The following is a 23,223-nucleotide window of genomic DNA, read 5'->3' as shown; positions in this document are numbered from 1 at the left end:
TCTTTATCTATGTTGTTTAATTGATTTTCATTAGTTTTCATATTGTCACTTCCTTGTTAATTTATTATATGAAATAAAATCTCATATAAAATATATCATATTATAATTTACAAGTATAGGGCAAATAGATTTGTTTATAAGTAAAATTTTATAAATAACCATTAAAACATAAAGGATTAGAAGCAAGTTTACTTATAAATTAAATGTAAACCTAAAATTATATTGAAGTTGACAAAAAACTGTCTTTCTTTTATACTAAAACAAAGCCTTAATAGAGGGTTTATTATATGTACATATAAACTAAATTGAATAAGACATATGAAGGGAATTATAAAAATGAAAAATAATAGAGTAAATATTCAAGATTTAACTAAAATGTCAATATGTGTAGCATTATTATGTATATCATCCTATATATATATACCATTACCATTTACACCAGCAGGAGTAACAGCACAAACAATAATGATAAATCTAATAGCTTTAATATTAACTCCAAGACAAGCATTTAGTACAGTTGGTGTATACATAATGATAGGTTTAATTGGAATCCCTGTATTTGGTGGAGGTGCATCTGGAATTGGCAAATTACTAAGCCCAACAGGTGGTTTTTATTTTGGATTTTTATTTGCATCACTAATTATTAGCTTATTAAAAGGTAAAAATAATGATATTAAAAGATATATACCAATAACAATTTTTGTTGGTATGCCTATTATATATTTTATGGGAACAGTATTTATGTGTTACTTTAATCAAATGACAGTAGAAGCAGCCCTTTTTGCAGCAGTGGTACCATTTTTAATTGGAGATACGATAAAAGCAATTATTGCATCTTTTTTAGGTGTTAAATTAAATAACGTACTTAAAAGAAATCTATGATGAAGAGAGGATATAATGTATGGAAGATGTTTTTATATTAGGAGGATTAAGAAGTCATATAGGTTTAAAAAATGGAATTTTTCAATGTGTTCAACCAGAATTACTAGGAGCAAAGGTTTTAAAACATCTAATTGAAAAGTATGAGATTGATAAGATTGATGAGATTATATGTGGAAATGCAGTTGGTACAGGAGGTAATATCGCAAGATTAATGACTTTAACAGCGGGAATAGAAAGTGAAGTTCCTGCTTTTACTGTAGATATGCAATGTGCTTCTGCTATGATGAGTTTAGATATAGCATTTTCAAAGATTAAATCTGGGCAATGTGATTTAATTATTGCAGGAGGTTTTGAGAGTAGCTCTCTACAACCAATGCGTACATATCATAAAAATGATAAAAGATATAATATCAATAATCCAAGCTATGCAGTTGCTCAATTTTCTCCAGATGATAATAGTGAGAATAGTATGCTCGAAGGTGCAGAAAGAGTGGCAAAGTTATATAAAATTGAGAAGGCAGAATTAGATTATTGGGTAAAAGAAAGTCATAGAAGAGCAAAAAACACAAGAGAAGAAAAATTTCTTGAAGATATTATATCTCCTATAGATAGCAATACATATGATGAAGGTATACGTGATAAAATGAGCCAAAGATTATTAGATAGGATACCTTCGATTTTAGGAAAGGGAAGTATTACAAATGCAGCAAATGCATGTCTTATTAATGATGGAGCTTCATTTCTTATACTGTGTTCTAAAAGATATTTAGAGACTACAAAAAAGAATCCAAAAGCTAAAGTTATTAACTCTTGTACAATAGGAACAGAGCCACATTTAAGCCCAACATCTGCTATGAAAGCTATGGAGAGAATTTTAGAGATAGAAAAGCTTAACTATATGGATATATCTGCGATTGAATTTAATGAAGCATTTGCAGTTATAGATGTTTTATTTCAAAGAAAATATCCAGCATTAATAGATAGGTATAATATATTTGGAGGGGCTTTAGCATATGGTCATCCATATGGTGCTTCTGGTGCAATTATTGCGTTACATCTTTTAAAAGCACTTGAAAAAAATAATGGAAGGTATGGAATTTGCTCTATAGCAGCTGCTGGGGGATTAGGCTCTGCTTTATTGATTGAAAGGGTGTAGATTATGAATTACTATGAACTTTTGAAAGTAAAAAGAAACAGCCATAAAGATAAAGATTTTTTGATTATAGATGGAGAAAAGTATACTTATGACAGTATATTAAGAGATAGTGAGGAGATTGGGAGACAAATTTCTATAGTTGAAAATATTCCTGTTTTAATTTATTCTAAAAATATAAAGTTCCAATTAGTAAGTTTTTTAGGTGTTAACTATTCAAATAATGTGCCTATCATTTGTCATTATAATCTTTCTAAAAGAGTATTAAGTGATATTTTAATAAAGAATAATATTTCAGTTGTTATATCTGATGAGAATATAGATATAAATGATTTATCTAATGGTAGTTGCAATAGGATATTAAAGATAACTAATTCTTCTACAGACCATCACAGTATAAATGTATATCAATATAATAATATCTTAGACTATTTAGATAAAGAAATTTGTATGGGAGCTTTATCTTCAGGCTCTACAAATGTCCCAAAAGTATTATATAGAACATATGAAAGCTGGGCTGGATTTTTTCCTATACAAAATGAAGTTTTCCATATTTCTGAGGACTCTATTTTATTTATCAATGGAACACTTAGTTTTACAGGAAATCTAAATTCTATAATGTCAGTACTCTATGAAGGTGGTAGTGTTGTAATAAGTTCAGGTTTAAATTGTAAAACATGGATAAATGCAATAAAACAATACAATATAACTAACATATATCTTATACCTACAAAACTTCAGTTATTGGTTAAATATTTAAGTGAGACAATAGTTAAAGTTAGAAGTGTTTTTACAGGTTCTCAATTGTTGTTTGAGGATACAGCAAGAAAAATAAAAAAATATATGCCAGACTCTGAAATAATTTTATATTATGGAGCAAGTGAATTAAACTACATTACATATTTGTGTTATGATGAATTGATTGAGAAACCATTAAGTATAGGTAAGCCATTTCCAAAAATAGATGTATATATTAAGAACGGAATAATTTTTGTAAATACCGAATATGCAGTATATAATGCATCAGAGCCTTATTCTGTCAATGACATTGGATATTTTGATGATGATGGATATTTGATATTTGAAGGAAGAAGTGATGATGTTGTAAATATTGGTGGATTTAAAGTTAGTTCTACTAAAGTTGAAAATGTAGTCAAAAGAATTCCTCAAATTGAAGATGCAGTTGCATTACCTTATTTAGATACTATAAGGGGAAGTCAAATTGCATTATTTGTAACAACCATAGATAAAATTACAAAGAAGGATTTATTGACTAAGATTAGAAATTATTTAATTAGAAATGAAATTCCAAGAAAAATTATTTTTTTAGATTCATTACCATATACATCTTCTGAAAAGATAGATAGATTAGCATTATTAGCAATGTTAGAAGTATAATATTTAATAATTTTAGTGAACCAATATATTGATAAAAACATATTGTATATAGTAAAGGAGGCTTACAATATGTCAAATCAATACGATATAACTGTTATAGGCGGAGACCTGCGACAAGTGTACATGGTAAAAAAACTAATTAATAAAGGATATTCTGTAGTTGTATATGGAATAGCAAATGAAATTATAAATGGAATCGCTGGAAAAGCAACTTCACTAGCTGAAGCACTATCCAAAAGTTCCATTATTTTATGTCCAATTCCATTTACAAAAAATCAATTTAGTATTGAAAATACTGATGGTTGTCTTGATGCTACTATTGATAACTTGTTAATTAACTTATCTCCTAATCAAATACTATTTGGAGGCAACATACCAACTAAAGTTTACAAATTTTGTGAGCAACACTCTATTCAGGTTTATGATTTTATGAAGATGAATGATGTTGCTATTTTAAATGCAGTTGCTACAGCTGAAGGAGCCATATCAGAAGCGATTAAAAGAAGTATAATCAATATGCACCAAAGTAACTGTCTAGTACTAGGCTTCGGAAGATGTGCACAAATACTTGCTAAAAAATTATATGCTTTAGATGCAAATGTATGTGTTGGAGCAAGAAATAATGATGCAAGGAGTACGGCTAATGCATTTGGGTATTCTAGTATTTCTTTAAATCAACTAGATGAAAATCTTTCAAAGTTTGATTATATTTTTAATACCATACCAGAATGTATTTTAACGAAAGAGAAATTAGAAAAAGTATCACAAGAAGTAACTATTATAGATATAGCTTCTTCTCCTGGTGGATTAGATTATTCTGCTACACAAAATTTAGGTATTAATGCAAATCTTTGTCTTGGGCTTCCTGGTAAATACTCACCAAAGACATCTGGTGAAATTCTTGTTAACGCTATAGAAAATATTATAAATGAAAGAAGGGATTAGAGATGAAACTTGAAGGACTTACAATTGGAGTAGGATTTACTGGTTCGTTTTGTACTTATGATAAAATATTTATAGAGTTAGAGAATTTGGTAAAAGCAGGAGCAAACGTGCACACTATATTTTCAGACGTATCACAAAATATAGATTGTAGATTTGGAAATTCTGAAGAATTTATGAAAAAAGCATATGAACTGACAGGAAATAAACCTATTGTTACAATTGAAGAAGCAGAACCATTTGGACCTAAAGGAATTGCGGATATTATAATAATAGCCCCTTGTACTGGAAATACTGCCGCTAAGTTAGCAAATGGTATTACGGACTCTCCAGTATTGATGGCAGCAAAGGGTCATCTTCGCAATGATAAACCACTTGTAATTTCAATATCAACTAATGATGCTCTAAGTTTTAATTTCAAAAATATTGGTATTCTTCTTAACTCTAAAAATATATATTTTGTACCTTTTGGTCAAGATAATTGTAATGCAAAGCCTAATTCTATGATTGCACATACAGAGTTAATAATTCCAACTATAGAGCTTGCTCTTGATAATAAACAGTTACAACCTGTTATAAAAAGTCCACATCAATAGATTAATGATGTAATATGATATATGTGTATGATTAGTAATATTAACAAAGTCCAGCAATCTTATTTGCTGGACTTTAGTTCGTAATATATTAATTTTATTTCATGATATATATAAATTATCAGGCATATATTTCTAATTATACTATATATTATAGCTGTTTGTATATTTAAGTGTATTTAATTTAATTTGCTTTTTAGGTCCTTTACTTTCTTCTTCAAGTCTTTTTAAGTTTTATATAATACTATACTTGAAAAAAGTATCTTTTAATTTTTTTATTAAAAAATACAAAAATACAAATGTTAAAATAATAACGTTATCCTTAAGCGTTGAGATGAATTTGTTTATAATTTATATAAAAAATAAAGTGATATATAGTTAATTTAGATATTTGTAAAGAATAGTATCATTAATATGAATAATATAAGACTAAATAAAAAATAAAATGTTAAAAAAATAACTTGAAAATGTAAAAATAACATGTTATACTGTTAATAAATTAACAGAAAAAGAAGATTATACTATTCTAGGAGGGCATTGAAATGGCTAATAAAGAACAGGTTATAATAGAAAATAAAAGGGGAGAAGAAGCTATGGTAGATAATTCATGTGTTGTAAATAATGTTGAAAATCTAGTTAAAAAATTAGCAAAAATTAGAGAAGCTCAAAAAATCTTTGCTACATACACTCAAGAACAGGTAGATAAGATTTTTTTAGCAGCATCTTTAGCAGCTAATAAGCAAAGAGTTCCTCTAGCTATAATGGCACAAAAAGAAACTGGTATGGGAATTGCCGAGGATAAAGTTATAAAGAATCACTATGCATCAGAGTATATATACAATGCATATAAAGAAACTAAAACTTGTGGTGTTATAGAGAGAGATGAAGCCTTTGGCCTGACTAAAATAGCTGAGCCAATAGGAGTTATTGCAGCAGTTATACCTACAACTAATCCAACTTCTACTGCTATATTTAAATCACTTTTAGCTCTAAAAACTAGAAATGGAATAATATTTTCTCCACATCCAAGAGCAAAAAATTCTACTATAGAGGCAGCAAAGGTAGTCCTTGAAGCTGCTGTTTTGGCCGGAGCTCCTGAAGGTATAATTGGATGGATTGATGAGCCATCTTTGGAATTAACTACGACTGTTATGAAGGAAGTTGACTTAACTCTTGCTACAGGAGGCCCTGGAATGGTTAAATCAGCATATTCATCTGGAAAACCAGCTATTGGAGTTGGTGCAGGTAATACGCCAGCAATAATTGATGACAGTGCAGATATAAAAACTGCTGTAAATTCAATTCTTGTATCTAAGACATTCGATAATGGTATGATATGTGCTTCTGAACAATCAGTTATAGTATTAGAAAATATATATAATGAAGTTAAAAAAGAATTTAAAGAGCGTGGTGCTTACTTATTAAATAAAGAAGAAACAGAAAAATTAAGAAATGTAATTTTAGTAAATGGAGGATTAAACTCTAAAATCGTTGGCCAAACAGCTTGTACAATAGCAACACTAGCAGGTTTTGAAGTTCCAGTTGATGCTAAAGTTTTAATAGGTGAAGTTGAATCAGTTGAAATAGAAGAAGCTTTTGCTCATGAGAAACTTTCACCAGTACTTGCAATGTATAAAGCAAACAACTTTGATGATGCAGTTAGTAAAGCAGAAAAATTAGTAGAAGATGGAGGGTTTGGTCATACATCTTCATTATATATTGACGATGTAAATCAGAGAGAAAAGCTTGATAAATTTACTAAAGCTATGAAAACTTGTAGAATTTTAATTAATACTCCTTCTTCTCAAGGTGGTATAGGTGATTTATATAATTTTAAACTAGCTCCTTCTCTTACTCTAGGATGTGGTTCTTGGGGTGGAAATTCAGTATCTGAAAATGTAGGAGTTAAGCACTTACTTAATATTAAGACAGTAGCTGAGAGGAGAGAAAATATGCTTTGGTTTAGAGCACCAGAAAAAGTTTATTTTAAAAAAGGTTGTTTAGGAGTGGCGTTAAAAGAACTTAAAGATGTAATGAATAAAAAGAGAGCTTTTATTGTAACAGATACATTCCTTTACAATAATGGATATACTAAAACAGTTACTGACTTATTAGATGAAATGAACATCAAGCATACTACTTTCTTTGAAGTTGAACCAGACCCAACTTTAGAATGTGCTAAGATAGGTGCTAAAGCTATGAGAGAGTTCAATCCAGATGTAATAATATCTATAGGTGGAGGAAGTGCAATGGATGCAGGTAAGATAATGTGGACATTATATGAGCATCCAGAAGTAGATTTCCAAGACCTAGCAATGAGATTTATGGATATAAGAAAAAGAGTGTATACTTTCCCTAAAATGGGTGAAAAAGCTAGTTTTGTAGCTATACCAACATCAGCAGGTACTGGTTCAGAAGTAACTCCATTTGCAGTTATAACTGACCAAGATACAGGGGTGAAATATCCATTAGCAGATTATGAGTTGATGCCAAATATGGCTATAGTTGATGCTGATATGATGATGAATATGCCAAAAGGATTAACTTCTGCTTCTGGTATTGATGCTTTAACTCATGCACTAGAAGCATATGTATCTATGCTTGCAACTGACTATACAAATGGTCTAGCTTTACAAGCCATTAAGAGCATATTTGAATATCTTCCACGTGCATACGATAATGGAGCAAAAGACTCAGAAGCAAGAGAAAAAATGGCAAATGCTTCTACAATGGCGGGAATGGCTTTTGCAAATGCATTTTTAGGTGTTTGTCACTCTATGGCTCACAAGTTAGGTGCTTTCCATCATGTACCACATGGTGTTGCAAATGCTCTTTTAATAACAGGTGTTATGAAATTTAATTCTTCTAATGCACCAAAGAAAATGGGAGCTTTCTCTCAATATAAGTATCCAGAGGCATTAAAGAGATACGCTGAAATAGCTTCATTCTTAGGATTAAAAGGAAATTCTGATGAAGAAAAATTCCAAAGTTTATTGATAGCTATTGAAGATTTAAAGAGTAAAGTTGGTATTCCTAAAACTATAAAAGAATTTGGGGTTGAGGAATCTAAATTTATAGATTCACTAGATGAAATGGTGATTCAAGCATTTGATGACCAATGTACAGGTGCGAATCCAAGATATCCTCTTATGAATGAAATAAAAGAAATGTATCTAAATTCATATTATGGAAAATAAATTTACTACAAAACTTACTATAAAATAAATAAACTAAAACCCTATATACATGAGATATATAATCTCATGTATATAGGGTTTTTTATTTGAAAAAATATAAATAGTTTTAAAACTTTAATTCAAAATTTAATTAAAGAATGTTATTATAATAATTAGAATGAATCTATATGTAATATTTAGATATATTTGTATGTAAGATAAGTAATAAATTTGTATTAAAAAAGATATAAATAGGGATATAAAGTGTTGACTAATTAAGGGAGGGGTAAGATGACTAAAAGAAATAAAAGTGTTACATTAATTATAATTCTCTTATTGGCATCATTATTTCTGATATTAGGATATCTATATATAGAAGATACAAGAAATCTTCTTATATCAGAGGCAGAAGTACATATAAAAGAAGTTGCAATACAAGGTTCTCAATTAGCACAAAGACAAATTGAAAAAGATTTAGATATTTTAAATATTTTTTCAAGTTATTATACTTCAAATCCAAACATGTCTAATGAAGAAAAAATAAAAAAGCTTTTAGATGAAATGGAAAACCAAAAATTTTATACTATGGCAATTGTTGATATAAATGGGAATACAGAAAATACTAAGGGTAATAAGTTTTCTGTTAAAGATAGAGAATTCTTTAAAAATTCAATTAATGGTAAAGAGTATGTTTCAAGTCCATATGTTGATGAAGTAAATAAGTCTGTAAAAAAGATTGCTATCTCAGTACCAATATTAAATAATGATAAAGTAGTTGGAGTTTTATATTGTACTTATGATGTCAATACTCTAATGAAACTTATAAATGTATCTTTTTATGAAAATAATAGTATATCTTATGTTGTAAAAAATAATGGGGCAGTTATACTTCATCCTCAACAAGATAGATTGTCAAAGAATATTTATGAATTGTTAAAACAGGATAATGACATTAAAGATGTAAATCAATTAAAAAAACAATTAGAAGAAAATAAAATAGGTGCAGCAATTTTAAATATGTCAAGAGAAAGACGATACCTAGGATATGCTACTATGGATAATGGGAAGAGCAAAGATAATTATATAAATGATTGGAACTTGATTTTTTCAATTCCAGAAAGTGTTATATTTCGTAATTCTGAGCAAATTATTAAGAGAGCTGTATATGCAGTGTTATTGATTATATTTGTGTTTATTGCAATTATTTTTTATATAATGTACATAAAAAAATCTAATGAAAAAGAAATATTGAGGTTAGCATATGAAGATAGAGTTACACATATAGGAAATCAAAATAAATTTTATAGAGAATGTAGTAAGTGTCTTTTAAATAAACCATCTTTAAATTATATTATAGTATATTTTGATATTGATAATTTTAAAATGATTAATGATACTTTTGGATATGAATTTGGTGATAATCTATTAATTACTATAGCAAGAGCTTTAAAAGAGGAATTAACAGAAGGTGAAATATATGCACGCCTTTCAAGTGATTATTTTGCTATTTTCTGTGAATATAAAAATGGAAGAAATAAAATTATAAAAAAACTTGATAGTATACGAAATAATATTGAAAATAATCTAAATACAGTATTTGAAATTTCTCTTTGTGTGGGTATTTACTTCGTAGAAGAAGGAGAAGTAGATGCTCAAAAGGCTGTAAATAAAGCTAATATGGCGAGGTCTGTTGCCAAAGGTAAAAATATAAACTATGCTATTTATAACGAAGATGTTAGAAATAAGCTTAGTGAGGAATCTATAATTTTAGATGATATAAAGACAGCATTAGTAAAGAATCAATTTGAAGTTTATTATCAACCTAAGTTTTCACTTGTAAATGGTGATATGATAGGAAGTGAAGCACTGATAAGATGGAATCATCCTGAACATGGTTTTATAAGTCCAGCTATATTTATTCCAATAGCAGAAAAAAGTCAATTGATTTTAAAAATAGGTAGATTTGTATTTGAAAGAGTCTGTATCGATTTATCTAAATGGGAAAAACAAGGTAAAAAATTAGTACCAGTTTCAGTAAATTTATCTAGAGTTGAGTTATATCAACCAGATATTGTAAAGTTTATCAATAGGACTATCCAAACATATAACATCCATTCAAATTTAATTGAATTGGAGATAACAGAAACTGTAGCTATTAATGAATTAAATATACTAAAGAGTGTTTTAAATGAATTAAGAAAGTATGGCTTTTCAATTTCTATGGATGATTTTGGGACAGGCTATTCTTCTATTAGTTGTTTAAGGGACATGCCAATTGATGTATTAAAATTAGATAAGTCTTTTCTTAATGGTATTGAAAATGATGAGAAAAGTCGTAATATAGCAAAGTCTATAGTATCTCTAGCAAAATCATTGGATTTAGTTGTAATTATAGAAGGGGTTGAGAGTAAGAAACAGGCTGAATTAATGAAACAATTTGGCTGTGATTTAGTTCAGGGATTTTATTTTGCAAGACCAATGCCAGTTCAAAATTTTATGGAATTACTCTAAGAATAAAATTTAATTTTTTATATAAAACACTATTATATATGCTTGTATTTAATAAATGCTTGCTAGATAATTAGTGTTTTTTATTTTGTAAGATTTATATATGAAGAAAGTAATTATCTTTTACAAAAAATCTGTTAAAAATGAATTATTTTAAATATAAATATGTTATTAACAAAAGAATAGTACTATAATGTATAGATGATAAAAAATTTAACTAAAAATTTAATGTATAGGAGTTGTTTGAGTATGATAGATATAAGCATTGATAAAAAACTTAAGGACAGATGGCCTGATGCAAAGTTAGGATGTATCCAAGCAAAAGTAGTAGTAAATAAAAGCTCAGAAAAGTTAATAAATGGGATAAATGAGTTTTGTGATATTTTAAATCAAAAGCTAGAAATTGAAGATATTACTAAATTGGATAAGATTAAAGATGCAAGAGATGCATATAAAGAGCTTGGAAAAAATCCAAGTAGATATAGAACGTCTTCAGAAGCATTAGTTAGAAGAATTGTTCAGGGGAAAGGTCTATATACAATAAATAATATAGTTGAAATAAATAATCTAATATCTATAAAATCACTATATCCAGTTGGTACATATAATATAGGTAAATTACATTCACCAATATGTTTTACTGTAGGTGATGAAGGCGAGCAGTATAAAGGTATTGGAAAAGAGTTGATAAATATAGAAAATCTACCTATACTATCTGATTCATTAGGTAAATTTGGAAGTCCAACTAGTGATTCTGAGAGAGCTATGATAACAACAGATGTAAATGAAATACTAATTTGTATATTTTCATTTAGTCCAGAATCAGATATTGAAGAGTATTTTGGATACGCTACGGATTTACTTAAAGAATACGCAGATGGGAAGGACATAGAAACTAAAATAATTAAATAATAATTATATAAAATGTATATAACAACGTTATGTTAAGTTGGATACTAATATATAAGAATAAATCAAAAAAGGAAACTAACAATATATTAGTTTCCTTTTTTGAAAATAGTAGTTTAATGTAACAAAAATAGACAGATAGCCACACTGAAACTTAAAAGTATGGTAATATATTATGTAGCAGAGGTTATGTTTAAGGGATTTTGAAAGGAGGTATTAACAATAAGCATTTTATCTGAAAGATAAAGTAGTATCATGTAAATAACTCTATCTTCAAAAATATAAATTAATAATATAATAGTTTGGGTATATAGAAGAAATAAGGTTTTTTAAAAACTAGTAAAGTACATAGGTAATTATAATGAAGAAAGGATTTAGTTATGATTGAAGGAAAAGAAGCAAAACAAGAAAGTGGGCAAAAAAATCTAAAAGTTAAGATAGCTATAGTAGTAGGTGTTTTGATTGTAGCTTATATAGGGATGGCAATCTTTTTTAGAAATCATTTTTACTTTGGTACTACTATTAATGGTGTGAAAGCATCAGGAAAGACAGTTGAACAAGTAAATGATTTATTAACATCAAGTACTAATTCTTATACTTTAAGTCTAGAGGAAAGAAACAATAAAAAAGAACAAATAAAATCAAAAGATATAGACTTAAAGTTTACACCAGATGATAAGGTTCAAAAAATAAAAAATAACCAAAGTGCATTTGGGTGGATTGGTGGAATATTTAAATCTAAAGAGTATAATAATATGGTAACTCTTTCATATGATAAAGATTTACTAGAAAAAAGGTTTAATGCTTTATCTTGTTTTGATAGTAAAAATGTTGTAGAGCCTAAGAGTGCATACCCTAAGTATGATAGCAGTAAAAATGCTTATGCTATAGTACCAGAGGTACTTGGAAACAAAGTAAAAAAAGATGATTTTTATAAACTAGTACAAAAATCAATTAATTCTGGTGTTACTTCTGTTTCTTTAGAGGAAAGTAAAATATATGAAGCTCCAAACAATACAAAGGATTCAGAAAAGTTAAAAGAAGCTATTAAGACATTAGATAAATATGTTAGTGTAGTTGTTACATATGATTTTAGTGACCGTAAGGAAACTTTAGACGGTTCTGAGATTAATAAGTGGTTAAAAGTAGACTCAGAAAAAAATTATGACATAACTTTCGATAATGATGTGATGGTAGAGTACACAAGAGGATTAAGCAAAAAATATAGTACTTTTGGAGATTCAAGACCATTTAAAACTGCAACTGGGAAAGAGATTACTATTTCAGGTGGAATTTATGGATGGTTGATAGATAAAAAGAAAGAAGCTGAAGCTTTAGTTGATGTTGTAAAAGCTGGGAAAAATGTTACAAGAGAACCTATCTACATACAAAAAGCTGTATCTCGTAATAAAGATGATATTGGTAATACCTATGTTGAGATTAGTCTTTCTGGCCAACACATGTGGTTCTTTAAAAATGGAGAAATGCTTGTATCAACAGATGTTGTAACAGGAAGTTTAGCTAGGGGATTTGCTACACCATCAGGTATATATCCTCTTAACTATAAAGCTAGAAATGTTTCTTTAACTGGTCAAGGCTATAGTTCACCTGTAAGTTATTGGCTTCCATTTAATGGAAATATAGGAATTCATGATGCTACTTGGAGAAGTTCTTTTGGTGGAGGTATATATAGATCTTCAGGTTCACATGGATGTGTAAATACACCTTTTTCTAAGGCAAAGAAAATATATGAAAATATAGAACCAGGTACACCAATTATTTTATACTAGTAAATGTACTGTTTATAACGATTAAGTGAAGTCATCTTAGTTTTTTTTAGATGGCTTCTTTTTTATATAGAAAGGAATGTATATAATGAATGAAAAATTAATTAAAATTTTAGATGAAGCAAAGAAAGATTCAGAGTTTAAGAAAGAGATTATGGAAACAAGAAAACAACGTGATGTTATGGATTCATTTTGTAAAGTAGTTACATCTAGAGGATATGATATAACCATAGGTGAACTTTTTTCTATAGGAGAAGAATATACATCCAATCTTCTAAAAAGCGTAAATGGAGGAGCTGCATATCCTATTGAAGATTGGAGTGATTGGTTCGAGGACTTTTTCATCATGTTGGCGAATATATAATATATAAACTAATTAGTTATATTATCTATTTAAAGTTAAGAAAATAATTGAGAGATTAAAATATTTAAAAATAAGTGTAAATTTTATCAATCTTAAAAAAGGATTAACTTATCTCTAATAAATTTAAAAAAATTTAAACTAAAATAAGCTGACAAAAATCGATATAAACTAATGATTTATAAAAGTTAGATGGAAAAATATAAGATATTTCTAAAAATTCAAAAAAAACAATAAGCTTTATCCTCTTAGGTGTTGAAAAAAAAGATAAAAATAATTTATATGGAATAAATAAAATCATACGTAAAAAAAAATTGAAATAAAAATTAAAAATGTCGATAAAATGTTAATTTCAAAACAAAATAACGCTATTGACAAACTATATTGCTTTAAATTATAATTATTGAAAATAATGATATTTAAAAATCATACTCATGTCATAGTCTAAAAGTAAGTCAAAAAAGAATATAAGTCTAAGCAAGTACTACTCTAAAATGTATTTTATTAAAAAATAAATGTTGAAAAAAATTAATTATTATATAAAAATGCTGTTTATACTTTAACAATGAGGTAGTAATCTAATTAGAATAAAAAACTCTAATTAGTTATATACATAGTAAAAAGGTAAGAGAGGTGATTTGGATGGCTTTTGAAATAATAAAAAGCATTGTTGAGGCAGAGCAGACAGCAGACAGTATTAAAGTAAAAGCTGTTACTGATGCAGAGTCTATCAGAGCTGATGCTGTAAACGAATGTGAAAGCATCTTGGCTGATGTAAAAAAGCAAGCAAAGCTTATGGAAGAAACTCTTGTTGAGAAGGCAGTCACCGACAGTAAAGCAGAGGTTGATAAAATCTTGGCAGATGCTAAAAGTGAATGTCTGAAAATTGAAAAAACTGCGACAGAAAGACGAAGTAAGGCAATCGAAGCGGTTATTGGAAAGGTAGTGAGATAATATGGCAATAGTTAATATGAACAAGATATCTATTGTTGGCTTAGAAGCTCAAAAAAGCCAAATTTTAAAGCTACTTATGAACCGTGGATTTGTTCAAATTGATGATAGTGCCTTTCTTACTGAAATGGATGAGTTAAAAAATCATCTTACAAAAGATGGTGAGGAGTCAGAGGTTATAATGCTAGAACAGAAGATGGCACATGTGAATCAAGCGATTGACATTGTTTCTTCACTAGTGAAACAAAAAAAAGCTATGTTTGCACCAAAAAGAGAATTTAACAAAATTGACAGTGAAAAAGAAGAGGAAATTTATGCTGAAGTTTTGGAGTTAAATAATCTAAATAAAGAGATAGGTACAATAAGGAGTAACATAAATTTATTAAATAATAATAAAAGTATGTTAGAGCCATGGGTAAACTTTGATGTTCCTTTTGAAAAGATGGAAACTAAGTATACAAAAACTATTCTAGGAACGATACCCACAAACGCAAATATTGATGCTTTAAGAGTTAGACTAGAGGATGAAGTGCCAGAAAGTGTTCTTGGAATTATTGACTCTGACAAGTTAATGAACTATGTTTATTTAATTACTTTAAAAGAAACTTTTGATAATGCTACAGAAGTTCTTAAAGAATTTAATTTTTCAATAGTTACATTACCAAGTGAGGAAGGAACACCATCACAAGCTATCAAGAAATACAATGAAATGATAATTAGACAGGAAAACGTTTCTAAAAATAAGACAGAAGAAATCAAAAATCATGGAAATAATATACACATGCTTGAAAATCTATATGATTTTTACACTATAGAAAGAGACCAGAAAAAGATTATAGAGAGACTTGTAAAAACAAAAACAACATTCTGTCTTAATGGTTGGTTACCAAGTAAAAGTGCCAGTGAGCTAATTAATGAAATCACAGAAAAGTTTGATTGTTGTGTTCAAACAGAGGAAGGAAATAAAGAAGAAGGTTTCCCAATTCTACTTGAAAACAATAAACTTGTAACACCTTTTGAAAGTGTAACAAACATGTACAGTTGTCCAAGCACAAAAGATATTGACCCAAATACAATTATGACTTTCTTTTATGTTATATTCTTTGGAATGATGCTAAGTGATGCTGCATATGGGATAATAATTGCCCTAGTTTGTGGATTTATTATATACAAATCAAAGATGAAAAAGGGTGAAGGAAATTTAATTAAACTTATTGGTATTTGTGGAGTTTCAACTACTATATGGGGTCTTATATTCGGGGGTATTTTGGGGGATTTAATTCCTATAAAAGCTTTAATTAATCCTTTAGAGGATGTTATGGTACTTATGGGGATGTCATTACTGTTCGGTATTATCCATATATATGTAGGTTTAGGAATTAAAGCATATACACTAATAAGAGATGGAAAGGTCATAGATGCAATTTGTGACGTAGGATTTTGGTATTTATGTATAACAGGGGTATGTCTACTTATAATACCTTTTGTTGCAGGAGATATAGGCGTATTTTCTGAAGTAGGAAAATATTTAGCAATTATAGGTGCTATAGGTCTTGTTCTTACTCAAGGGAGAAGCTTTAAAGGAGTACCTGTTAAGCTTTTTAAAGGATTTTCAAGTCTTTATGGTATAACAAGTTATTTTGCTGATATATTATCTTATACAAGAATTATGGCTCTTTGTCTAACAACAGGAGTTATAGGGCAGGTTATCAATCTTTTAGGGGCTATAGCTGGTCCAATATTTGCAGTTGTAATTGGTGTTGTAGGACACACAATAAACCTTCTTATAAATGCACTAGGTGCATATGTTCATACAAGTAGGTTACAGTATGTAGAATTTTTCAATAAGTTTTATGAAGGCGGAGGAGTTCCTTTTGTTCCGTTTAAGTATAAAACAAAATATACAAGCATTAATAAAAAGGAGATGTAAATATGGAATTTTTAAACGCGTTAGGAAATGGTCAATTTTTGGCAATATCAGGAGCTGCTATAGCAGCGTTATTTGCAGGTATGGGTTCTGCTAAAGGTACTTCAATAGCAGGGCAAGCCGCAGCAGGTGTTGTAACAGAAGACCCTAGTAAATTCGGTCAACTTCTAGTTTTACAACTTCTTCCTGGTACACAAGGTCTATATGGATTTATCATAGCTTTCCTTATTTTATCAAAAGCAGGAATTATTGGTGGAGATGCGATACCAACATCAGCTCAAGGTTTACAACTTCTTATGGCGGGGCTTCCAATTGGTCTAGTTGGTTTAGTATCAGGTATTGCACAAGGTAAGGCAGCAGCAGCAGGGGTTGGAATAGTTGCTAAAAGACCTGAAGAACTTGGTAAAGCTATAACATTTGCAGCGATAGTTGAAACATATGCTCTTTTAGGACTACTTGTTTCTTTCTTAGCTTACAATGGAATTGCAATTGGATAATTATAGAATATAATTCATAAGTAAAAAAAATGAAAAGGAGGAAGCACTCCTATGGGTAATGAACAAAAAATGATTGACAGAATTATAGCTGATGCCAAGCAAGAGGCGCAAGAAATATTGGATAAAGCTAAAATTGAAACAGATGCAAAGATAAGCTCAGCTAATGAAAAAGCTGAAAAGGAAATGGCTTCCTATACAAAGCTTGCAGAGGCAGAAGCAGAAAAAGCAGCTTCTAAAGAAATATCAGGAGCTTATATGGAGGCGAAGAAACAAATATTATCAAAGAAACAACAGATTTTAGAAGAAGTAATTTTAGAAGCTAAAAATAAACTTCTAAATCTTAAAGATAGTGAATATGAAAAAATTATATTAAATATGATTGAAAAAGCGAATTGTACAGATGGTTCTGAGATAGTATTATCTAAAAAAGATAGAAAAACATTAAAAGATGTATTATCTAAAAAAGACATCAAAGTGTCTGATGAAACTAGAGATATTACTGGAGGTTTCATAGTTAAAAAAGGTGATATTGAGTATAATTATTCGTTTGAAGCTATAATTGCAGTAGAGCATGAAGATATTGAGCAAATTGCAGCAGAAATTTTGTTTAATTAAGGAGGGGGGTTAAAAAATGGCAGAAGAAAAAACTTATCCCTATGCCGTGGCACGAATAAGAGTGCTTGAAAAACAGCTTCTTAACAGACAAATGTTTATTCAAATGGCAGAAGCTAAAAGCCCTGAAGACTCTTTAAGAATTATAGCAGAAGCAGGTTATACGGATTCGTCAAACAATAATGTTCACAATTTTGAGAATGTTTTGACTCAAGAATTATCTAAAACATATGAAATTCTTAAAGGTCTAGCCCCTGAAGAAAAATTTGTTGATGTATTCCTTTATAAAAATGATTATCATAACTTAAAAGTTTTGATTAAAGAAGAAATCTCTGGTGTAGATGGCGAAAAGTACTTAATTGATGGAGGTACAATTCCACTTGCTAAGCTTAAAGAATCTTTAGCAAATCGTAGTTTTAGTGATTTACCTAAGATAATGGCAGGAGCAATAACAGATGCATTTGAGATTTATAGTAAAACACAAAATGGTCAAATGGTTGATATTGTTTTAGATAAAGCAACTTTTTCAAGTATGAAAGAGACAGCTACAGAAAGCCAAAATAAATTTGTAATAGATTATGTTATGAAAGTTTGTGATTTAACAAATCTAAAGAGTTTTATAAGAGTTAAAAATATGAAGAAAGATTTTGATATGTTTATGAATGTGTTTGTTTCAGGTGGTTCACTTGATAAAGAAAAATTCTTAGAAGCTTTTTCTTCAGACACTCCAGCATCATGTTTTAAATCTACTTCTTACTCTGATGTCTGTAAAAATGGTATGGATAGTGGATTTACTGTCTTTGAAAAACTTTGTGATGATTATCTTATGGAATATGTTAGAGACGCAAAATTTAAACCTCTTACACTAGAACCGCTAATTGCATATTTATATGCTAAAGAATCAGAAATAAAAACAATTAGGATTATTATGACTAGTAAGCTTAATAATATAGACGCAGATACTATAAAAGAAAGGCTAAGGGATGCTTATGTATAAAGTAGGAGTAGTTGGAGATAAAGATAGCATCATGGGATTTTTAGCTCTTGGAATAGATATCTTCCCAGCCTATGATAGTGACGAAATTAAAAAAAGTATACATAAGTTGGTTGAAGATGAATATGCGATAATTTATATTACAGAACAGGCGTCATTGCTTGCAAAAGAATCAATAGCAAAATACAAAGACTATCAACTTCCTGCTATTATAGTTATTCCAGGTATTGGAGGAAGTATGGGATTAGGTATGAATGAAGTAAGAGAATCTAGTAAACGTGCTATAGGTGCAGATATATTATTTAAAGAATAGATGCAAATTGAATAAGAGACAATCTCAAATTTTGTTAATGCTAAAAAAATGTATTGATAAAATATAGGAGGGAATATTTAAATTTTGATAAAGTATATGATTGCAGGTGAGAGAATATGAAAACAGGCACAATTGTAAAGGTGTCAGGACCGCTTGTCGTAGCGGAGGGCATGAGAGATGCGAATATGTTTGACGTCGTAAGAGTTTCTGATAAACATCTTATAGGCGAGATTATTGAAATGCATGGAGATAAGGCTTCTATACAGGTTTATGAGGAAACTTCTGGTCTAGGACCAGGAGAAGAAGTGGTTTCTCTTGGAATGCCTATGAGTGTTGAGCTTGGGCCAGGTCTTATTTCAACTATTTATGATGGTATTCAACGTCCACTTGAAAAAATGTATGAGATTTCAGGTACTAATATAACTAAAGGTGTTGAAGTATCTTCACTTGATAGAACAATTAAATGGGAATTCAAACCTAAAAAGTCTGCTGGTGATAAAGTAGTAGCAGGAGATATAATTGGGGTAGTTCAAGAAACTGCTGTAGTGGAATGTAAGATTATGGTTCCTTATGGAGTAAAAGGTACTATAAAAGAAATATATTCTGGAGAATTTACTGTTGAGGATACAGTTTGTGTTATCACAGATGAAAAAGGTAATGATATAGCTGTAACTATGATGCAAAAGTGGCCAGTTAGAAAAGAAAGACCATATAGGGAAAAGAAAACACCAGATTCACTTCTTGTTACAGGTCAAAGAGTTATAGATACATTTTTCCCAATTACAAAAGGTGGTGTAGCAGCTATTCCAGGGCCTTTTGGAAGTGGAAAAACTGTTACACAGCATCAGCTTGCTAAATGGGCAGATGCAGATATAGTTGTATATATAGGATGTGGAGAACGTGGAAATGAAATGACAGATGTTCTTCTTGAATTCCCTGAACTAAAAGACCCAAGAACAGGCGAGTCACTTATGCAAAGAACAGTACTTATAGCCAATACATCAGATATGCCAGTTGCTGCACGTGAGGCCTCTATATACACTGGTATTACAATAGCTGAATATTTTAGAGATATGGGATACAGTGTTGCACTTATGGCAGACTCTACATCAAGATGGGCAGAGGCTCTTAGAGAGATGAGTGGTCGTTTGGAAGAGATGCCAGGTGAAGAAGGTTACCCAGCGTATTTAGGTTCGCGTCTTGCTCAATTCTATGAGAGAGCAGGAAAAGTAAACTGTCTAGGTATGGATGACAGAGAAGGAACTCTTACAGCAATTGGTGCTGTTTCTCCTCCTGGTGGTGATACATCAGAACCTGTCAGCCAAGCAACACTTCGTATAGTAAAAGTATTCTGGGGACTTGATGCTTCATTAGCATACAAACGTCACTTCCCAGCAATTAACTGGTTAACAAGTTATTCACTTTATCAGGAGAAAGTTGATGTATGGGCAGATAAAAATGTAAATGATAATTTCTCAGCTCAAAGAGCTCAAGCTATGAAACTTTTGCAAGTTGAATCTGAGCTTCAAGAGATAGTTCAATTGGTTGGTGTTGACTCACTTTCAGATGGAGATAGATTGATATTAGAAGTTACTCGTTCTATAAGAGAGGACTTCCTTCATCAAAACTCTTTCCATGAAGTTGATACTTACACATCACTTCATAAACAATATAGAATGATGGGGCTTATTCTAAAATTCTATAAGTCAGCACAAGATGCTATTAAGCAAAATGTTACTATAAATGATATTATCAAGCTTTCAGTTCTTGAAAAGATTGGTCGTGCTAAGTATGTAGAAGAAGATAAACTAGATGCTGCTTACGATGCAATTGAAGATGAAATAGACAACGAGCTTGCTGACCTTATTAAAAAGAGGGGGGCTGAAGAACTATGATAAAGGAATATAAGTCAATACAAGAGGTAGCCGGTCCTCTTATGCTAATAAACGGCGTAGAAGGTGTAAAATTTGATGAACTTGGAGAAATTGAGCTTTCAAGTGGAGAAATTCGTCGTTGTAAAGTTCTAGAAGTAAATGAAGATACTGCACTTGTCCAACTTTTTGAAAGTTCAACAGGTATAAACCTTGCTGAAAGTAAAGTACGTTTTTTAGGAAAGAGTCTTGATTTTGGAGTTTCACCAGACATATTAGGTCGTGTTTTTAGTGGGATGGGTAAACCTATTGATGGTGGACCAGAAATTATACCAGATAAGAGACTTGATATAAATGGTGCACCTATAAATCCAGCAGCGCGTGATTATCCAGCTGAGTTTATACAGACTGGTGTTTCTGCAATAGACGGACTTAATACCTTGGTTAGAGGGCAAAAACTTCCTATATTCTCAGGTTCTGGTTTGCCACATGCTAATCTTGCAGTTCAAATTGCAAGACAAGCAAAAGTTCGTGGAACTGACTCTAAGTTTGCCGTTGTATTTGCAGCTGTTGGTATAACTTTTGAAGATGCAGATTTCTTCATAAGTGATTTTAAAGCAACTGGTGCAATTGACCGTTCTGTGGTATTTGTAAACCTTGCAAATGACCCAGCAGTAGAGCGTGTATCTACACCTAGAATGGCACTTACAGCAGCAGAATACCTTGCTTTTGAGCAAGATATGCATGTACTTGTTATAATAACAGATATTACAAACTATGCAGAAGCATTACGTGAAGTTTCTGCAGCTAAAAAAGAAGTTCCAGGACGTCGTGGATATCCAGGTTATCTTTATACTGACCTTGCTACAATGTATGAAAGAGCAGGAAAAATGAAAGGGCATGAAGGGTCTATAACAATGATTCCAATACTTACAATGCCTGAGGATGATAAAACACATCCAATTCCTGACCTTACAGGATACATTACAGAAGGACAAATTATACTTAACCGTGAACTTTACAAAAAAGATATACAGCCTCCTATAGATGTTTTACCATCACTTTCTCGTCTTAAAGATAAGGGGATTGGTAAAGGTAAGACTCGTGAGGACCATGCAGATACAATGAACCAGCTTTTTGCAGCATACTCAAGAGGTAAAGATGCAAAAGAACTTATGGCAATACTGGGTGAATCTGCACTTTCTGAAATTGATTTAATGTATGCAAAATTTGCAGATGAATTTGAGAAAGAATACGTTTCACAAGGGTTTAGAACTGACAGAACTATTGAGCAGACATTAGAAATTGGATGGAAGCTTCTTAGTATGCTACCAAAAAGTGAACTTAAACGTATTCGTGATGAATATTTTGAAAAATATATGCCTAAGGAGTGATATCTGTGGCTAGATTAAATATAAATCCAACACGTATGGAAATGACTAGACTTAAGAAACTCCTTAAAACTGCAACAAGAGGTCATAAGCTTCTTAAAGATAAGCTTGATGAACTTATGAAACAATTTCTTGAAATTGTAAGAGAAAATAAGCGATTACGTGAAGAAGCAGAAAATGCTCTTGATGCTGCTTATAAAAATTTTATAATTGCAAGGGCAGTTATGAGTCAGGAGTATCTAGGTTCAGCACTTATGATGCCAAAACAATCTGTTTCTGTAGGTGTTTCTACAAGAAATATAATGAGTGTTGATGTTCCTGTGTTTGACTTTAAAACTGAAAACAATCAAAGTGATATTTATCCTTATGGTCTTGCTTTTACATCAGGGGAATTAGATTCTGCTATGGAAGCATTTTCAGATGCAATGGAACCACTTTTAAGACTTGCAGAAAGTGAAAAAAGTGCACAGCTTCTTGCACAAGAGATAGAAAAGACACGTAGACGTGTTAATGCTCTTGAAAATGTAATGATACCAAATTACATTGAAACTATTAAGTATATTGCTATGAAGCTTGAAGAAAATGAGAGAGCAAGTACTACTAGACTTATGAAGGTTAAGGATATGGTGCTTAAAAAAGCACTTGAAGAAAAAAAGAAAAATGATTTAGTTGGATAATTAAATACTTATAAAAAATAAGCCTAACGTCCTAGTTTATAGGAGTTAGGCTTATTTTGTACAATATTTCAACACTCCTGATGTAAAAGTTATGTATATTCTACCTTGTATATAAAAAAACTTCAAATAAAATCATACTCGTATGGGTAAAAGGGTGTTTTTTATAAGAAGTTTTATGAAGATATAAGGGTCTATATGCATAGAACTTTGTAAAAAAATAATAAATTTAACAAAAATTTCTAAAAATTAACGAATTGTTAATTTATACTTAACTTCATATT

Annotated in this window: 19 protein-coding genes; all 19 read left to right on the top strand. The window is 30.1% G+C overall.

Annotated features, from left to right (window positions below; genetic code table 11):
- The first annotated feature begins 336 nt into the window (after window positions 1-336).
- The 19 genes from KGF52_RS07620 to KGF52_RS07530 all read left to right on the top strand — a co-directional run bounded on the left by KGF52_RS07620 (window position 337) and on the right by KGF52_RS07530 (window position 22,942).
- Window positions 337-882 carry a biotin transporter BioY gene (locus tag KGF52_RS07620; protein ID WP_227829577.1) on the top strand — a complete coding sequence of 182 codons (546 nt, stop codon included), beginning with the start codon at window positions 337-339 and terminating at the stop codon, window positions 880-882.
- A 19-nt stretch (window positions 883-901) separates the two neighbouring features.
- Window positions 902-2,038, top strand: a complete 1,137-nt coding sequence (locus tag KGF52_RS07615) for an acetyl-CoA C-acyltransferase (RefSeq protein ID WP_227839679.1) — start codon at window positions 902-904, stop codon at window positions 2,036-2,038.
- 3 nt (window positions 2,039-2,041) lie between these two features.
- Window positions 2,042-3,433: an AMP-binding protein gene (locus KGF52_RS07610; protein WP_227839678.1), complete on the top strand. Its 1,392-nt coding sequence runs from the start codon at window positions 2,042-2,044 to the stop codon at window positions 3,431-3,433.
- 69 nt (window positions 3,434-3,502) lie between these two features.
- Entirely contained in the window at window positions 3,503-4,378 is an 876-nt protein-coding gene (dpsA, locus tag KGF52_RS07605) for a dipicolinate synthase subunit DpsA (RefSeq protein WP_227839677.1), read from the top strand.
- Between the two features lie 2 nt (window positions 4,379-4,380).
- A complete protein-coding gene (locus tag KGF52_RS07600) occupies window positions 4,381-4,971 on the top strand; it encodes a dipicolinate synthase subunit B (protein ID WP_227839676.1) in 591 nt (196 codons plus the stop codon).
- Window positions 4,972-5,561: 590 nt separating this feature from the next.
- Window positions 5,562-8,165: a bifunctional acetaldehyde-CoA/alcohol dehydrogenase gene (gene adhE, locus KGF52_RS07595; protein ID WP_227839680.1), complete on the top strand. Its 2,604-nt coding sequence runs from the start codon at window positions 5,562-5,564 to the stop codon at window positions 8,163-8,165.
- A 270-nt stretch (window positions 8,166-8,435) separates the two neighbouring features.
- A complete protein-coding gene (locus KGF52_RS07590; protein ID WP_227839675.1) occupies window positions 8,436-10,655 on the top strand; it encodes an EAL domain-containing protein in 2,220 nt (739 codons plus the stop codon).
- Between the two features lie 246 nt (window positions 10,656-10,901).
- Window positions 10,902-11,564 carry a phenylalanine--tRNA ligase beta subunit-related protein gene (locus KGF52_RS07585; protein ID WP_227839674.1) on the top strand — a complete coding sequence of 221 codons (663 nt, stop codon included), beginning with the start codon at window positions 10,902-10,904 and terminating at the stop codon, window positions 11,562-11,564.
- 377 nt (window positions 11,565-11,941) lie between these two features.
- Window positions 11,942-13,351, top strand: coding sequence for a L,D-transpeptidase family protein (locus KGF52_RS07580; RefSeq protein ID WP_227839673.1), 1,410 nt, complete (start codon window positions 11,942-11,944; stop codon window positions 13,349-13,351).
- 85 nt (window positions 13,352-13,436) lie between these two features.
- A complete protein-coding gene (locus KGF52_RS07575; protein ID WP_227839672.1) occupies window positions 13,437-13,712 on the top strand; it encodes a Nif11-like leader peptide family natural product precursor in 276 nt (91 codons plus the stop codon).
- Between the two features lie 639 nt (window positions 13,713-14,351).
- Entirely contained in the window at window positions 14,352-14,663 is a 312-nt protein-coding gene (locus KGF52_RS07570; RefSeq protein ID WP_227827686.1) for a hypothetical protein, read from the top strand.
- A gap of 1 nt (window position 14,664) precedes the next feature.
- A complete protein-coding gene (locus KGF52_RS07565) occupies window positions 14,665-16,590 on the top strand; it encodes a V-type ATP synthase subunit I (protein ID WP_227827685.1) in 1,926 nt (641 codons plus the stop codon).
- A gap of 2 nt (window positions 16,591-16,592) precedes the next feature.
- Window positions 16,593-17,084: a V-type ATP synthase subunit K gene (locus KGF52_RS07560; RefSeq protein ID WP_003422657.1), complete on the top strand. Its 492-nt coding sequence runs from the start codon at window positions 16,593-16,595 to the stop codon at window positions 17,082-17,084.
- Between the two features lie 51 nt (window positions 17,085-17,135).
- Window positions 17,136-17,699: a V-type ATP synthase subunit E gene (locus KGF52_RS07555; protein ID WP_227839671.1), complete on the top strand. Its 564-nt coding sequence runs from the start codon at window positions 17,136-17,138 to the stop codon at window positions 17,697-17,699.
- Window positions 17,700-17,715: 16 nt separating this feature from the next.
- Window positions 17,716-18,693 (top strand): V-type ATP synthase subunit C, encoded by a 978-nt coding sequence (locus KGF52_RS07550; protein ID WP_227839670.1) that lies wholly within the window; start codon window positions 17,716-17,718, stop codon window positions 18,691-18,693.
- Entirely contained in the window at window positions 18,686-19,003 is a 318-nt protein-coding gene (locus tag KGF52_RS07545; protein ID WP_009893746.1) for a V-type ATP synthase subunit F, read from the top strand. Before KGF52_RS07550 ends, KGF52_RS07545 begins: the two co-directional genes overlap by 8 nt.
- A gap of 116 nt (window positions 19,004-19,119) precedes the next feature.
- Window positions 19,120-20,898: a V-type ATP synthase subunit A gene (locus KGF52_RS07540; RefSeq protein WP_227433967.1), complete on the top strand. Its 1,779-nt coding sequence runs from the start codon at window positions 19,120-19,122 to the stop codon at window positions 20,896-20,898.
- Window positions 20,895-22,268, top strand: coding sequence for a V-type ATP synthase subunit B (locus tag KGF52_RS07535; RefSeq protein ID WP_227433968.1), 1,374 nt, complete (start codon window positions 20,895-20,897; stop codon window positions 22,266-22,268). Before KGF52_RS07540 ends, KGF52_RS07535 begins: the two co-directional genes overlap by 4 nt.
- Before the next feature lie 5 nt (window positions 22,269-22,273).
- Window positions 22,274-22,942, top strand: coding sequence for a V-type ATP synthase subunit D (locus KGF52_RS07530; protein ID WP_227482033.1), 669 nt, complete (start codon window positions 22,274-22,276; stop codon window positions 22,940-22,942).
- Window positions 22,943-23,223 lie beyond the last annotated feature (281 nt).

Origin of the sequence: Clostridioides sp. ZZV15-6597 (genome assembly GCF_020657815.1) — a bacterium.
Lineage (GTDB): Bacteria > Bacillota > Clostridia > Peptostreptococcales > Peptostreptococcaceae > Clostridioides.
This window is presented reverse-complemented; position numbering and strand designations above follow the sequence as displayed.

Bases quoted from the DNA above. Each gene is read 5' to 3' on its own strand.
- KGF52_RS07545 (WP_009893746.1), top strand. From the start codon at position 18,686: ATGTATAAAGTAGGAGTAGTTGGAGATAAAGATAGCATCATGGGATTT.
- KGF52_RS07555 (WP_227839671.1), top strand. From the start codon at position 17,136: ATGGGTAATGAACAAAAAATGATTGACAGAATTATAGCTGATGCCAAG.
- KGF52_RS07565 (WP_227827685.1), top strand. From the start codon at position 14,665: ATGGCAATAGTTAATATGAACAAGATATCTATTGTTGGCTTAGAAGCT.
- KGF52_RS07550 (WP_227839670.1), top strand. From the start codon at position 17,716: ATGGCAGAAGAAAAAACTTATCCCTATGCCGTGGCACGAATAAGAGTG.
- KGF52_RS07585 (WP_227839674.1), top strand. From the start codon at position 10,902: ATGATAGATATAAGCATTGATAAAAAACTTAAGGACAGATGGCCTGAT.
- KGF52_RS07540 (WP_227433967.1), top strand. From the start codon at position 19,120: ATGAAAACAGGCACAATTGTAAAGGTGTCAGGACCGCTTGTCGTAGCG.
- KGF52_RS07580 (WP_227839673.1), top strand. From the start codon at position 11,942: ATGATTGAAGGAAAAGAAGCAAAACAAGAAAGTGGGCAAAAAAATCTA.
- adhE (WP_227839680.1), top strand. From the start codon at position 5,562: ATGGTAGATAATTCATGTGTTGTAAATAATGTTGAAAATCTAGTTAAA.
- KGF52_RS07575 (WP_227839672.1), top strand. From the start codon at position 13,437: ATGAATGAAAAATTAATTAAAATTTTAGATGAAGCAAAGAAAGATTCA.
- dpsA (WP_227839677.1), top strand. From the start codon at position 3,503: ATGTCAAATCAATACGATATAACTGTTATAGGCGGAGACCTGCGACAA.
- KGF52_RS07620 (WP_227829577.1), top strand. From the start codon at position 337: ATGAAAAATAATAGAGTAAATATTCAAGATTTAACTAAAATGTCAATA.
- KGF52_RS07560 (WP_003422657.1), top strand. From the start codon at position 16,593: ATGGAATTTTTAAACGCGTTAGGAAATGGTCAATTTTTGGCAATATCA.
- KGF52_RS07535 (WP_227433968.1), top strand. From the start codon at position 20,895: ATGATAAAGGAATATAAGTCAATACAAGAGGTAGCCGGTCCTCTTATG.
- KGF52_RS07615 (WP_227839679.1), top strand. From the start codon at position 902: ATGGAAGATGTTTTTATATTAGGAGGATTAAGAAGTCATATAGGTTTA.
- KGF52_RS07590 (WP_227839675.1), top strand. From the start codon at position 8,436: ATGACTAAAAGAAATAAAAGTGTTACATTAATTATAATTCTCTTATTG.
- KGF52_RS07600 (WP_227839676.1), top strand. From the start codon at position 4,381: ATGAAACTTGAAGGACTTACAATTGGAGTAGGATTTACTGGTTCGTTT.
- KGF52_RS07570 (WP_227827686.1), top strand. From the start codon at position 14,352: ATGGCTTTTGAAATAATAAAAAGCATTGTTGAGGCAGAGCAGACAGCA.
- KGF52_RS07610 (WP_227839678.1), top strand. From the start codon at position 2,042: ATGAATTACTATGAACTTTTGAAAGTAAAAAGAAACAGCCATAAAGAT.